Source organism: Pseudomonas sp. WS 5411 (genome assembly GCF_012985595.1).
Classification (GTDB): Bacteria; Pseudomonadota; Gammaproteobacteria; order Pseudomonadales; family Pseudomonadaceae; genus Aquipseudomonas; species Aquipseudomonas shahriarae.
In genome coordinates, this window is record NZ_JAARMC010000009.1 from 63,402 (window position 1) to 75,749 (window position 12,348).

Below are 12,348 nucleotides of genomic sequence, written 5' to 3' on the forward strand. Positions count from 1 at the left end.
CGCGTGGCATACCCGAAGCGAATTGTTAGACTGCAAGCCATTCCAAACAGGAATTACCGCAATGGAATTCAAACAACTGCGCAGCTTTATCGAAGTGGTCCACCGTGGCGGGTTTACCCAGGCCGGGAAAACCTTGCATATCAGCCAGTCCGCCGTGAGCAAGCAAGTGGCGCAACTGGAGCAAAGCCTGGGCACGCCGCTGCTCGACCGCATTGGCTCCCAGGTGCGCCTGACCGCCGCCGGGCAGGTGGTGCTGCAACGGGCCGAAGCCATGTTGCGCCTGCAAACCGAGCTGCTGAGCGAGCTGGACGACTTGAATCAACTCACCCGTGGCGAGTTGCGCATGGGCCTGCCGCAGTTGGGGGGCGACACCCTGTTTGCCGGGCTGTTTGCCGAATATCGCCGGCGCTACCCCAATGTCAGCATCCAATTGCTCGAAGGCGGCAGCCGCAATATTGAGCAGGCAATCCTCGCGGGTGAGCTGGACGTCGGCGGCAGCCTGCTGCCCACCGATCCGGCCTTCGCCTGGCAAGCCTTCTGTGATGAACCGCTGGATGCGCTGCTGCCCGTGGACCACCCATTGGCGCAGCACACAGAGATTGGCCTGGAGGAACTGGCCGACACGCCATTTTTGATGTACCAGCGCAGCTTTGTGCTCAATGACCGGCTACTCCAGGCCTGCCAGCAACTGGGCTTCACACCCCGGGAAAGTGGGCGCAGTGGCCAGGCGGACTTTCTGGTGGCACTGGTGGCCGCCGGCCAGGGCGTGGTGCTTCTGCCCAGCGTGGTCGCACGTGGGCTGGAACGTCCCGGCGTGGTGCGCCTGACACTCAGGGCACCGCAATTCCTACGTTGGGATATCGCCTTTATCTGGCGCAAGGGCGCCTATCTGTCGAAAGCCGCCCTGGCCTGGCTGGCGCTGCTGCGCGAATACCCGATCAGCCGCGCAGTGCGCTGACCAACTCTGCCAGCCATGGCTCCGCGTCAGCTTCCGGGGTGACGCTTTCGCTGGCATCCAGGCGCAGCATTGGCAGGACTTCGCGCACCCCCAATTCGCCGAACAGCTCACGCATCTGCTCGCCGCCGCCACAGAAGGTGTCGCCGTAGCTGGCGTCGCCCAGGCCGATCACCGCGCCAGGCAAACCGCGCCAGGCGGCGGGCAATTGGTCGCGGATCATCGAATACAGCGGCATCAGGTTGTCCGGCAGTTCGCCCATGCCGGTGGTGGAGGTGACGGCCAGAAAGGCGTCCGGGGCGAAGGCCTGCACATCGGCCAGGGTCGCCCGCGGGTTATGCCAGGCCTCGAAACCGGCTGCATTGAGGATACCCATGGCGTGGCGGGCAACTTCTTCTGCCGTGCCATAGACCGAGCCGGAAAGGATGGCGACTTTCATCAATCTGATCCTGTAGTTGAGTGAAAACCTGGGATATTAACAGTTGGCAGCCGGGTGGGTTGCCCTACACTAAGAAATCCACAAACACGCTATGGATCGCTCAATGATCAACGCCAAGCTCATGCAAATGGTGGTCAATGCCTCCAACGACGGGATTGTCGTGGCGGAACGGGAAGGCAAGGACAAGCCGCTGATTTACGTGAACCCCGCCTTCGAACGCATGACCGGCTACAACCTGGACGACGTCCTTTATCAGGATTGCCGCTTCCTGCAATCGGGTGACCGCGACCAGCCGGCCCTGATGGCCATTCGCGAAGCCCTGGACAGTGGCGGCGCATGCCGGGAAATCCTGCGCAACTACCGCAAGGACGGCACGCATTTCTGGAATGAACTGTCATTATCGACGGTTTATAACCAGGCCGATCAGCAGACTTACTTCGTCGGCGTGCAAAAAGATGTCACGATTCAGGTCAAGGCCCAGCAGCGTGTGACCCAGCTGGAAGCCCAGGTAGCAGCACTTACGGCCGAGTTGGCAACGCTCCGGGCGACGAGCGGATCTAACAAACTTTAGAAAATATGGTCTTTAGGGTGATAATCAGTTTAATCACGCATTTCCTTGAGCCACATCAATGCAACGCGACGCGCTTTTGACCCAGGACGAGCTGGATTTCATCCAGAACATGCACCACAACCCGCAACTGAATGTGCGGGATGTGTCGTCGAGCCTGACGGTCAACGGTGGCGCGCAGATCCGCGACCTGCTTACGCGCCTGGCGGCCCATGAGCAGGTGACGATCCAGGCGCAGTTCGATAACCAGCAAATGACCTTTCCACTGCAACTGGTGGAAGACGAGTTCCATGCCCTGCACTTGCGTCTTGGGGTGCCGAGTATTTTCGAGGATGGGCCGATGATTCGGCCCTGGCGCCTGGTGCTTGAAGAGCCGGTCGCCCTGGAAAACGTCAGGGGTCAGCCCGGAGCGTTGTGGGTGCATGAAGTGTCGTTCAAGGGCCTGCTGGTGCAGTGTCGCGGCCGCAGCAAACCACCGCGCACGTTCTCGATGTGGTTCAGCCCCTCCGGCTACGAACGGATTGCCGTGCGTGGCACGTTAGAGCGCGAAACGGCTCGCGGTCTGTTTGCCTACCGCTTGAGCCAGGGCGATGCGGATGAAACCGAGCGCCTGCGCCAGTTCATCCTGCAACAGCATCGCCTGGCCCACCCCGAAGTGCATGCCTGATCTCAGGTATCCAGGGTTCCACTGAGAAACTGCTGCAAGCGTCGCTGCATCAACCGCCCTTCATTGCCCAGGCAACCGATGGCAGTACCGGCCAGTTGCTTGTCGGCCATGTCCGAGGCATCACCGGCCAATAGCAGCGGGCACTCCAGGGTCAGGGCCAAGCGCTCCAGCCGATTGGGCAAATCGTGGGTCGGTGAGTGGTTGGAGAACAGCACCAGCGCCTGCGGCCGGGTCTTCTCGCAGATCAGCGTCAACTCATCCAGGGGATGGCCCAAGCTCAACACGTGAACGGCCAGTTCATCACCACTGAGCATCAGCCCCGCCACCAGCAACTCCAGTTCTCGGCACTCCCCGGCAATGGCCGCCAGCAATACCTGTGGCGTACGGCCGGCACGGGCCATCTGCAGGCGCTGGGAAATCCGCGCCCGCAGGAAACTGTCGAAAAACAGCCATTCGCTGGCCTGGCCGAAACGCCCCTGGTGACGCAACAACTGTTGCCAAAGGGGCATCAGGATGTCCTGGAACACCACCGCAACGGGGTATGCCGCAAAAATCTGCCCGTACAGACGTTCCAGTTGCAGCTCATCAAAAGCGCCGATGGCAAGTTGCAACTGCTGCTGCCACTGAGTCGACTCGTGTTCTGCGTCGCCTTCCTGCAACTGGCGCACGAAAGAGGCCTGCGAATCGTCGCGCGCGAGGATCTTGCCAACTTTGCTGACCGCCACGCCACGCTCGATCCAATCCAGAATGCGATGGACGGTCTCAATATCCTTCTGCGTGTACAGGCGATGCCCGCTTTCGGTGCGTACCGGTTGGATCAAACCATAACGCCGCTCCCACGCTCGGAGCGTGACCGGGTTGATACCCGTCAATCTCGCAACTTCGCGAATCGGGAACAACTCATCTGCCGCACAGTGGGCGCTTGGTGCAATACCTTGGGATGGTGCTGTGATTACAGGCATCGGCTGACCAAAACTATACAAAGTTGGATCCCATTTAACGCTTTTATACCTGTCTTTTTCAAGGGAATTGCCCAGCCGTCCAATGTCGCTGGCGTATTTCGTCAAATCAGGAATAATCCTTGCCTGTTTTTTCTGCGTCGCCGCTCTACCCCGCGGTTTCGCCAGGGACGCCACCTACCCGGTACAGCGCTCCCACACATTCGGAGATACACAATGTCTACCCTCCCCGTCACCTTGATGGTCGCGCGCCGCGCTGCCCAAGGTCGCTATCAAGACATGATGAGCTGGCTGCGTGAAGGCGAGCAACTGGCCACTGACTTTCCCGGTTACCTGGGCTCCGGCGTGCTTGCCCCGCCTGCCGACGGTGGCGAATTCCAGATCATCTTCCGCTTCGCCGACGAGCAGACCCTGCACGCCTGGGAATTCTCGGCCTCGCGCAGCGCCTGGCTGGGCCGTGGCAGCGAGTTGTTTGCTGACCCTATGGAGCATCGGGTCAGCGGCATGGAGGGCTGGTTTGGTGCCGTAGGCCAACGCCCGCCGCGCTGGAAACAGGCCGTGGCGATCTGGCTGGCGTTTTTCCCGGTGTCGCTGCTGTTCAACTTTGGCCTTGAGCCCTTGCTGGCCGAACTGGGCCTGTTCAGCCGCGTGCTGGTCAGCACCCTGGCCCTGACGCCGTTGATGGTCTATCTGTTCATCCCGCTGTCGACCCATTTGCTGGCAGGCTGGCTCAATCCTGCGCCGCCACGGGTAAAACCTGCCGAAGCAACCGTTTGAGCCGATCCGCAACAGGCCGGTCGCTGGTATAGTTTTAGCTTGCCCGCGACTCGAGCTTCCCATGACTTCTCCCGCTCCGATCCTGATCACCGGCGCCGGCCAACGTGTCGGCTTGCACTGCGCCCTGCGCCTGCTGGACGATAACCAGCCGGTGATCTTCAGCTATCGCAGTGAGCGTCCCGGCGTGCAGGCCCTGCGCGAACGTGGGGCGATTGGCGTGTTTGCCGACTTCTCCTCTGAGGCCGGCATCCTGGCATTTATCAGCGAACTCAAGAGCCATACCGATAGCCTGCGGGCGATTATCCACAATGCCTCGACCTGGGCCGCAGAAACACCTGGCGACGAAGCCCACGCCTTTATTGATATGTTCAGCGTGCACATGCTTGCGCCGTACCTGATCAACCTGCATTGTGCTGACTTGTTGCGCTGCTCGACGCTGGCCGACATTGTGCACATCAGCGACGACGTGACCCGCAAGGGCAGCCGCCAGCATATCGCCTACTGCGCCACCAAGGCCGGGCTCGACAGCCTGACCCTGTCCTTCGCCGCCCAATACGCGCCCCGGATCAAGGTCAATGGCATCTCGCCGGCCATGGTGATGTTCAACGACGGCGACGACGCGGCCTATCGCGCCAAGGTCCTGGCCAAGTCTGCATTGGGTATCGAACCCGGGCCTGAGGTGATTTACCAGAGCGTGCGTTACCTGCTGGACAACCCTTATGTGACTGGCACCACCCTGACCGTCAATGGCGGGCGGCATGTCAAGTAAACCCGAACACCAGCCGCCTGGGGTTCCTGCAACTGATTGGACGGAGCAAGTAGCAATGCCACAACTTCAACCAGGTATGGCGCGCATCCGGGTCAAGGACCTGTGTCTGCGCACCTTTATTGGCATCAACGAGGAGGAGATCCTCAACAAGCAGGATGTGTTGATCAACCTGACCATCCTGTATGCCGCACAAGACGCGGTGCGCGATAACGACATCGACCACGCCTTGAACTACCGCACCATCACCAAGGCCATCATCGCCCACGTCGAAGGCAACCGCTTTGCCCTGCTCGAACGCTTGACCCAGGAACTGCTGGACCTGGTGATGAGCAATGAGTCGGTGCTGTATGCCGAAGTCGAAGTCGACAAGCCCCATGCGCTGCGTTTTGCCGAGTCGGTGTCGATCACCCTGGCAGCCAGCCGTTAACCCCCTGAATCTGCGTGAACCCCATGACTGATCAACAACGCCTGGAACTCGAAGCCGCCGCCTTCCGCCGGCTGGTCGCACACCTGGACAGCCGCAAGGACGTGCAGAACATCGACCTGATGAACCTCGCCGGGTTCTGCCGCAACTGCCTGTCCAAGTGGTACAAGGCCGAAGCCGACGAACGCCAGATCGAGGTCAGCCTCGATGACGCCCGCGAAGCGGTCTACGGCATGCCGTACGCCGAGTGGAAAGCCCAATACCAGCAAGAAGCCAGCGCCGAACAACAAGCGGCGTTTGCCAAAGGAAAACCCCATGACTGACCTGAACACCCTGCGCGCCAGCCTCAACAGCGGCGCACACGTCTTTGCCGACACCCTGGCGTTTATCGCTGCCGGCTACGACTACCAGCCCCAGGCCTTCACCAACGGTGGTGTAGAAAACGCCGCCGGGCAAAACGAGGGCTCGTGCAAGACCCTGGGCCTGGCGCTGCTGGAAGGCTTGAGCGACCAAGAGGCCCTGCTGGCGTTTGGTGAGCACTATCGTTCGGTGCTGGCGACGCCTGAGGGCACAGATCACGGCAATATCCGCGCGTTGATCGAGCATGGGTTGGCGGGTGTGAAGTTCGGCGCCCAGCCCTTGAGCCAGCGCTGATCGGGTTAACACGTCTGTACTCTGGCGTTGCTTGAATCGCGCCCATAAAAAAACCGGCCTCGCAGCCGGTTTTTTCATTGCAACGGTTTAGAAAGCAGCGTCTTTCAAGCCGTCGAGGTAACGCTCGGCATCCAGGGCCGCCATGCAGCCGGCGCCGGCCGAGGTGATGGCCTGGCGGTAGACGTGGTCAGCCACGTCGCCAGCGGCAAAGATGCCTTCGATGTTGGTCGCGGTAGCATTGCCTTCACGGCCGCCCTGCACCACCAGGTAACCGTCTTTGGCGGTCAGCTTGCCTTCGAACAGCGAGGTGTTCGGAGTGTGGCCGATGGCGATGAACACGCCGTCGACTTTCAGCTCGTCGAAGCTGCCGTCGTTGTTTTTCAGGCGCGCACCGGTCACACCCATGTTGTCGCCCAGGACTTCATCCAGGGTGGCGTTGAGCTTGAGGATGATCTTGCCTTCGGCAACCCGCGCGTGCAGCTTGTCGATCAGGATCTTCTCGGCGCGGAAGGTTTCGCGGCGGTGAACCAGGGTCACGGTGCTGGCGATGTTGGCCAGGTACAGTGCTTCTTCGACAGCGGTGTTACCACCACCGACCACAGCCACCGGCTTGTTGCGGTAGAAGAACCCGTCGCAGGTCGCGCAGGCGGAAACGCCCTTGCCCATGAACGCTTCTTCCGATGGCAGCCCCAGGTAACGGGCGCTGGCGCCGGTGGCGATGATCAGCGCGTCACAGGTGTAGACGCCACTGTCGCCGGTCAGGCTGTAGGGCTTTTTCGAGAAGTCCACGGCATTGATATGGTCGAAGACGATTTCGGTCTCGAAACGCTCGGCGTGCTCTTTCATGCGCTCCATCAACACCGGGCCGGTCAGGCCGTGGACGTCGCCCGGCCAGTTGTCGACTTCAGTGGTGGTGGTCAACTGACCACCCGCCTGCATGCCGGTGATCAGCAACGGCTTGAGGTTGGCCCGGGCCGCGTAGACCGCAGCGCTGTAACCGGCAGGGCCGGAACCGAGAATAATCACTCGCGAATGACGGGTATCAGACATGACTCACTCCTATCGACCGCCCGGACTACAGAGCGGCTGGAATAAAAAAGGACCGCGAAGCACTTGGGGAAGGCTTTTTAACTCGCAGGCCCTAAAAATAATGGGTGCAGCGTATAGAGGGGGGCAAGATTAAGGAAATACGGATTAACAATCCAGCTCATAGGCGGTCTCTATGCCGTGGCACCTATTAATCAACATGTTTGTTACCGTTAATGTCGGCTTGCTGACCGTGCTTTCACCCTACCGGCAAAGCCGGTAAGGTCGGCGCGTTTACCCTTTTGCCCGGAGTTTTCCATGCCCGCCCCCGTTCTGTCAGGCCCACAATACCTGCGTGAAGGCCTGAAACTGGTCTTGAGCCCAGGCCTGCGCCTGTTCGTCCTGCTGCCCCTGGCGATCAACCTGATACTGTTCGTCGGGTTGATTTATTTTGCTGGCCATCAGTTCAGCCTGTGGGTCGACACCTTGATGCCGACGCTGCCCAGCTGGCTGAGCTTCCTCAGCTACATCCTGTGGCCGCTGTTTGTGCTGCTGGTGGCCTTTATGGTGTTTTTCAGCTTCACCATGCTCGCCAATATCATCGCCGCGCCCTTCAATGGCTTCCTCGCGGAAAAAGTCGAAGTGGTGGTGCGCGGTACCGATGATTTCCCCGCCTTCAGCTGGGCCGAGCTGTTCGCCATGGTCCCGCGCACCCTGGCCCGGGAAATGCGCAAGCTGGGCTACTTCCTGCCCCGGGCCATCGGCCTGTTTATCCTGTCCTTCATCCCCGTGGTCAACCTGATTGCCGCACCGCTGTGGCTGCTGTTCGGGGTGTGGATGATGGCGATCCAATACATCGACTACCCGGCCGACAACCACAAGCTGGGCTGGAACGAAATGCTCGCCTGGCTGCGCCAGAAGCGCTGGCAGAGCATGAGCTTCGGCGGGATTGTTTACCTGGTGTTGCTGGTGCCGGTGGTCAACCTGCTGATGATGCCGGCGGCGGTGGCCGGGGCCACGTTGTTCTGGGTGCGTGAGCGCGGCGCCGAAACGATGCTGGCGCAAAAGCCCTAACCTGTTCGATTGACCTGGATCATGGCGATTTGCCCACACAGAGCACATGGTTATTAAAACTATAAGCCTGTGGGGAGCACACCGTGTACAGACCGTTAATGCTGATGTTCGGATTGATGTTGGGCGGCGAGGCCTGGGGGGCCGCCGCCGCCAATGAACCCATCTTGCCGGTGCAACCGGCGAAGATCACCGATGCCAACAAAGTCGAGTTGGGCAAGCAATTGTTCTTCGACCCGCGCTTGTCCAAGTCCGGTTTTATTTCCTGCAACTCGTGCCACAACCTGAGCATGGGTGGCAGCGACAACCTGCCCACCTCCATCGGCCATAACTGGCACCAGGGCCCGATCAACTCGCCGACGGTGCTCAACTCGAGCATGAGCGTCGCGCAGTTCTGGGACGGGCGCGCGGCGACTCTGCAGGAGCAGGCCGGCGGCCCGATCGCCAACCCCGGCGAGATGGGCTTTACCCACGACCTGGCGGTGGACGTACTGCGCTCGATCCCGCAATACCAGGCGGCGTTCAAGAAGGTGTATGGCGATGACGGCATCAAGTTCGACGATGTGACCAATGCCATTGCGGCCTTCGAAGAAACCCTGGTCACCCCCAACGCCCCATTCGACCGTTGGTTGCTGGGCGATAAAAAAGCCATCAGCGCCACTGCGGCGCAGGGCTACCAGCTGTTCAAGAGCATCGGCTGTGTGGCGTGCCATAACGGCGAAGCGGTCGGTGGCAGCACCTTCCAGAAAATGGGCATGGTCGAACCCTATGCCACCCAGAACCCGGCCCAGGGCGTGGCGGGCCTGACCGGCAAGGATCAGGACCGGATGATGTTCAAGGTACCGACCTTGCGTAACGTCGCCCTGACCTACCCCTACTTCCACGACGGTGCCTACTGGAACCTCAGCGAAGCCGTGGACGTGATGGCCCGCCTGCAACTGGGGCGCAAGTTGAGCACCGATGAGGTCAGCCAGATTGTCGCATTCCTCGACACCCTGACCGGCGACCAGCCGGACTTCAAGCTGCCGATCCTGCCACCGTCCTCGGCCAAGACCCCGCGTCCTGCGCCGTTCAACTAAGCCAGTACCGGGCCTGTCGTCATAAATCCGTCATTGCGATGACACAATGACGACATGGCCCGCGCCGACACTGGCTGCATGACGACAGCTTCCCTGAATATCACCCTGATCACCGAAACCTTTCCACCGGAAATCAACGGCGTGGCCAACACCCTTGGCCGCCTGTGTGACGGCCTGCGCGCCCGTGGGCATCAGGTGGAGTTGGTGCGCCCGCGCCAGGGTGGCGACTTGAGCCGCCTCAGCGACGACGGCCTACTGTTGTGTCGCGGCTGGCCTCTGCCAGGGTATCCCGGCCTGCAATGGGGCCAGTCCTCGATGCACAAACTGCTGCGGCGCTGGAAACGCCAGCGTCCGGACGTGCTGTACATTGCCACCGAAGGCCCGCTGGGCTTGTCGGCCTTGCGCGCGGCACGGCGCCTGGGGATCAGCGTGGTCAGCGGTTTCCATACCAACTTCCAGCAGTATTCCAGCCAGTACGGCCTAAGCATGCTCAGCCGCATCTTGACCCACTACCTGCGCTGGTTCCACAACCGTTCCAGCCTGACCCTGGTGCCCAGCGTCAGCCAGCGCCTGGAACTGGAACGCCGCCACTTCGAGCGCCTGGACCTGTTGTCGCGCGGGGTCGACAGCCAACTGTTCCACCCGGCCAGGCGTGACAACACCTTGCGTGGGCAGTGGGGCCTGGGCAATGACGATATTGCGATCTTGCATGTCGGACGCCTGGCGCCAGAGAAAAACCTCGGCTTGCTCAAACGCTGCTTCGAGGGGTTGCAGGCGACTTATCCACAGCGTCGTTTAAAGCTGATCGTGGTCGGTGACGGGCCACAGCGGGAGACACTGGCGAAGAGCCTCCCCGAGGCGATTTTCTGCGGCACGCAACGCGGCGAGGAACTGGCCCGGCACTATGCGTCAGGGGACTTGTTTCTGTTCCCCAGCCTCACCGAGACCTTTGGCAACGTGGTACTGGAAGCCATGGCCTCCGGATTGGGCGTAGTGGCCTACGACCAGGCGGCCGCCACCCAGCATATCCGCCATGGCTACAGTGGTGCCGTGGCGATGCCGGGTGACGAGGAGGCATTTTGCGATGCCGCCAGTTGGTTACTGGAAGAACCCGAGAGTCTGCGCCGGATGCGCCTGAATGCCCGCCAACATGCCAGTCGCCAGGGCTGGCCGGCGATTATCGAGCAGTTCGAGCACCAACTGCGCAGCGTGTGCGGTGAGGAACCTGTCGATACAGGCAGCTCGCGCCTGGTGTGAGGTATATCCAGTTACTTTAGACATGGAACCATCAGCCCTCTAGCGCCATACAGATAGGGCTGCAGATTCAGGCTCGTGCAGGTCTGCGCAGACAATCATGCGATGGAGTCTTAACCATGTTAATCAACACCAACCCTTTACCGACCTCAGCCATCCCCCCGAACAACGGCCAGAAGGATCCCGCGCAGTATGATCATTTATGGCAAAAGCACGGCAGAGACATCGAACCCTTCACCGCCGACGAGCAGAAACTGCTGAACAGTGACCGATTCAATCGACTCACACATGAGGCAGACCTCCCTGATCAAACAGCTGTGCAGGAAAAAGCGCAGCGCAATCAACTTCGGCGGCAGTTGGGGATATCGTCGCAAGAGCCCTCACACTCACCCAGCCAAGTCAGCTCGGGTCAGCCTAAGGCAGAGTCCCGCCCCTTTGAGCAGCTTACTTCCGCCCCAAGGGTGGATAATCCGCTACCGCCCGAGGTTGCATCGCGCCCCTTGATGTACGCTCCGAACACCGCCAAGGGTGGATAGCCCGCCCTTCAGCCGCAGCTAAAGCATGGGGATGAGCCGGGCCAGCCGGCTCATCCTGAGCGTCACACCAAGGTCATCAGCGCTTCACGACTGAACGGCAAGATATCGCCCTCACGGCCTTCACGGACCTTCAGCGCCCAATCCGGGTCGACCAGCAGCGCACGACCAACGGCCACCAGGTCGAACTCATCGTTATTCAGGCGCTCCAGCAGTTTTTCCAGGCTCGCCGGCTGCGCCACTTTGTCAGTATTGACCATGAACTGCAGGAACTCGCCATCCAGTCCCACGCTGCCCACAGTGATGGTCGGTTTGCCAGTGAGCTTGCGGGTCCAGCCCGCCAGGTTCAGTTCGGAGCCTTCAAACTCCGGTTCCCAGAAGCGCCGTGTGGAGCAGTGAAAAATATCCACACCCGCGTCCGACAACGGCTTGAGAAACTCACCCAGTGCCTCGGGCGTTTGCACCAGGCGCGCGGTGTAATCCTGCTGCTTCCATTGGGAGAAACGGAAAATGATCGGGAACTCGGGACCTACCGCCGCCCGCACGGCCTGAATCAACTCGATGGCGAACCGGGAGCGATTGGCCAGGCTGCCGCCGTATTCATCGGTACGCTGGTTGCTGCCTTCCCAGAAGAACTGGTCGACCAGGTAACCGTGGGCACCGTGGATCTCCACGCCGTCCATACCGATGCTCTGGGCATCCTTGGCGGCCTGGGCGAAGGCAGCAATCACCGCCTGGATATCCTGGACCGTCATGCCGTGGACCACCACGTTACCGTCCTTGAGTTTTTCCATCGGGCCATAGGCCGGCACGCTGGCATCGGGTTCTGTGCCTATGCGCCGCACGCTGCCAACGTGCCACAGTTGCGGGACGATCTTGCCGCCCTCGGCATGCACCGCGTCGACCACTTTCTTCCAGCCGGCCAATGCCGCTTCACCGTAGAAATGCGGGACATTCGGATAGCCGTTGGAAGCCTGGTGGCCCACCACCGTGCCCTCTGTGATGATCAGGCCAACGCCGGCCGCCGCGCGACGGCGGTAGTACTCGATGACTTTGGAATTGGGTACGCCACCGGGGGAAAACGAACGGGTCATCGGCGCCATGACCACGCGGGTCGGCAATTGCAGTGCACCGAGCTGGAAAGGTTTGAACAAGGCTTGGACAGGCATGGCA

At 60.8% G+C, this 12,348-nt stretch carries 16 protein-coding genes; 12 read left to right on the forward strand and 4 right to left on the reverse strand.

What is annotated here, in order from left to right; all coding sequences use genetic code 11:
• Positions 1-61: 61 nt before the first annotated feature.
• Entirely contained in the window at positions 62-958 is an 897-nt protein-coding gene (locus tag HBR93_RS14770) for a LysR family transcriptional regulator (protein WP_057437816.1), read from the forward strand.
• Here HBR93_RS14770 and HBR93_RS14775 read toward each other — a convergent pair.
• Entirely contained in the window at positions 939-1,394 is a 456-nt protein-coding gene (locus HBR93_RS14775) for a flavodoxin (RefSeq protein ID WP_057444540.1), read from the reverse strand. The genes HBR93_RS14770 and HBR93_RS14775 overlap by 20 nt on opposite strands.
• Positions 1,395-1,497: 103 nt before the next feature.
• Here HBR93_RS14775 and HBR93_RS14780 point away from each other — a divergent pair, with 103 nt between their 5' ends.
• Complete coding sequence (locus HBR93_RS14780) at positions 1,498-1,965, forward strand: PAS domain-containing protein (protein ID WP_169960572.1); 468 nt, start codon at positions 1,498-1,500, stop codon at positions 1,963-1,965.
• 58 nt (positions 1,966-2,023) lie between these two features.
• Entirely contained in the window at positions 2,024-2,629 is a 606-nt protein-coding gene (locus HBR93_RS14785; RefSeq protein WP_057437811.1) for a hypothetical protein, read from the forward strand.
• A gap of 2 nt (positions 2,630-2,631) precedes the next feature.
• Here HBR93_RS14785 and HBR93_RS14790 read toward each other — a convergent pair whose 3' ends face one another.
• A complete protein-coding gene (locus HBR93_RS14790) occupies positions 2,632-3,591 on the reverse strand; it encodes a MerR family transcriptional regulator (protein ID WP_057437810.1) in 960 nt (319 codons plus the stop codon).
• Between the two features lie 213 nt (positions 3,592-3,804).
• On the opposite strand from HBR93_RS14790, the gene HBR93_RS14795 reads away from it, so the two are divergent.
• The 5 genes from HBR93_RS14795 (at position 3,805) to HBR93_RS14815 (ending at position 6,212) form a co-directional block, all read left to right on the forward strand.
• Positions 3,805-4,365, forward strand: coding sequence for an antibiotic biosynthesis monooxygenase (locus HBR93_RS14795; RefSeq protein ID WP_169960573.1), 561 nt, complete (start codon positions 3,805-3,807; stop codon positions 4,363-4,365).
• A 61-nt stretch (positions 4,366-4,426) separates the two neighbouring features.
• Positions 4,427-5,134 carry a dihydromonapterin reductase gene (folM, locus tag HBR93_RS14800; RefSeq protein WP_057437799.1) on the forward strand — a complete coding sequence of 236 codons (708 nt, stop codon included), beginning with the start codon at positions 4,427-4,429 and terminating at the stop codon, positions 5,132-5,134.
• Positions 5,135-5,189: 55 nt separating this feature from the next.
• Positions 5,190-5,561, forward strand: a complete 372-nt coding sequence (gene folX / locus HBR93_RS14805; RefSeq protein ID WP_057437798.1) for a dihydroneopterin triphosphate 2'-epimerase — start codon at positions 5,190-5,192, stop codon at positions 5,559-5,561.
• A gap of 23 nt (positions 5,562-5,584) precedes the next feature.
• A complete protein-coding gene (locus HBR93_RS14810) occupies positions 5,585-5,881 on the forward strand; it encodes a DUF1244 domain-containing protein (protein WP_169960574.1) in 297 nt (98 codons plus the stop codon).
• Positions 5,874-6,212 (forward strand): HopJ type III effector protein, encoded by a 339-nt coding sequence (locus tag HBR93_RS14815; RefSeq protein ID WP_169960575.1) that lies wholly within the window; start codon positions 5,874-5,876, stop codon positions 6,210-6,212. Before HBR93_RS14810 ends, HBR93_RS14815 begins: the two co-directional genes overlap by 8 nt.
• Positions 6,213-6,299: 87 nt before the next feature.
• Here the strand turns inward: HBR93_RS14815 and trxB are convergent, their stop codons facing one another.
• Positions 6,300-7,262 (reverse strand): thioredoxin-disulfide reductase, encoded by a 963-nt coding sequence (gene trxB / locus HBR93_RS14820; RefSeq protein WP_057958322.1) that lies wholly within the window; start codon positions 7,260-7,262, stop codon positions 6,300-6,302.
• Positions 7,263-7,556: 294 nt separating this feature from the next.
• Here trxB and cysZ point away from each other — a divergent pair, with 294 nt between their 5' ends.
• From cysZ to HBR93_RS14840, 4 genes are all read left to right on the forward strand, one after another.
• Positions 7,557-8,312 carry a sulfate transporter CysZ gene (cysZ, locus tag HBR93_RS14825; protein ID WP_029295586.1) on the forward strand — a complete coding sequence of 252 codons (756 nt, stop codon included), beginning with the start codon at positions 7,557-7,559 and terminating at the stop codon, positions 8,310-8,312.
• 83 nt (positions 8,313-8,395) lie between these two features.
• On the forward strand, positions 8,396-9,388 hold the full coding sequence (locus tag HBR93_RS14830; protein ID WP_120731672.1) for a cytochrome-c peroxidase: 993 nt from the start codon (positions 8,396-8,398) through the stop codon (positions 9,386-9,388).
• A gap of 78 nt (positions 9,389-9,466) precedes the next feature.
• Positions 9,467-10,645, forward strand: coding sequence for a glycosyltransferase family 1 protein (locus HBR93_RS14835; protein WP_169960576.1), 1,179 nt, complete (start codon positions 9,467-9,469; stop codon positions 10,643-10,645).
• A 116-nt stretch (positions 10,646-10,761) separates the two neighbouring features.
• The gene (locus HBR93_RS14840; protein ID WP_169960577.1) at positions 10,762-11,178 is read left to right on the forward strand and encodes a hypothetical protein; all 417 of its coding nucleotides are present in this window, start codon (positions 10,762-10,764) and stop codon (positions 11,176-11,178) included.
• Between the two features lie 62 nt (positions 11,179-11,240).
• On the opposite strand, the gene HBR93_RS14845 is transcribed toward HBR93_RS14840, so the two are convergent.
• Complete coding sequence (locus tag HBR93_RS14845; RefSeq protein ID WP_057437784.1) at positions 11,241-12,344, reverse strand: NADH:flavin oxidoreductase; 1,104 nt, start codon at positions 12,342-12,344, stop codon at positions 11,241-11,243.
• Between the last annotated feature and the right edge of the window lie 4 nt (positions 12,345-12,348).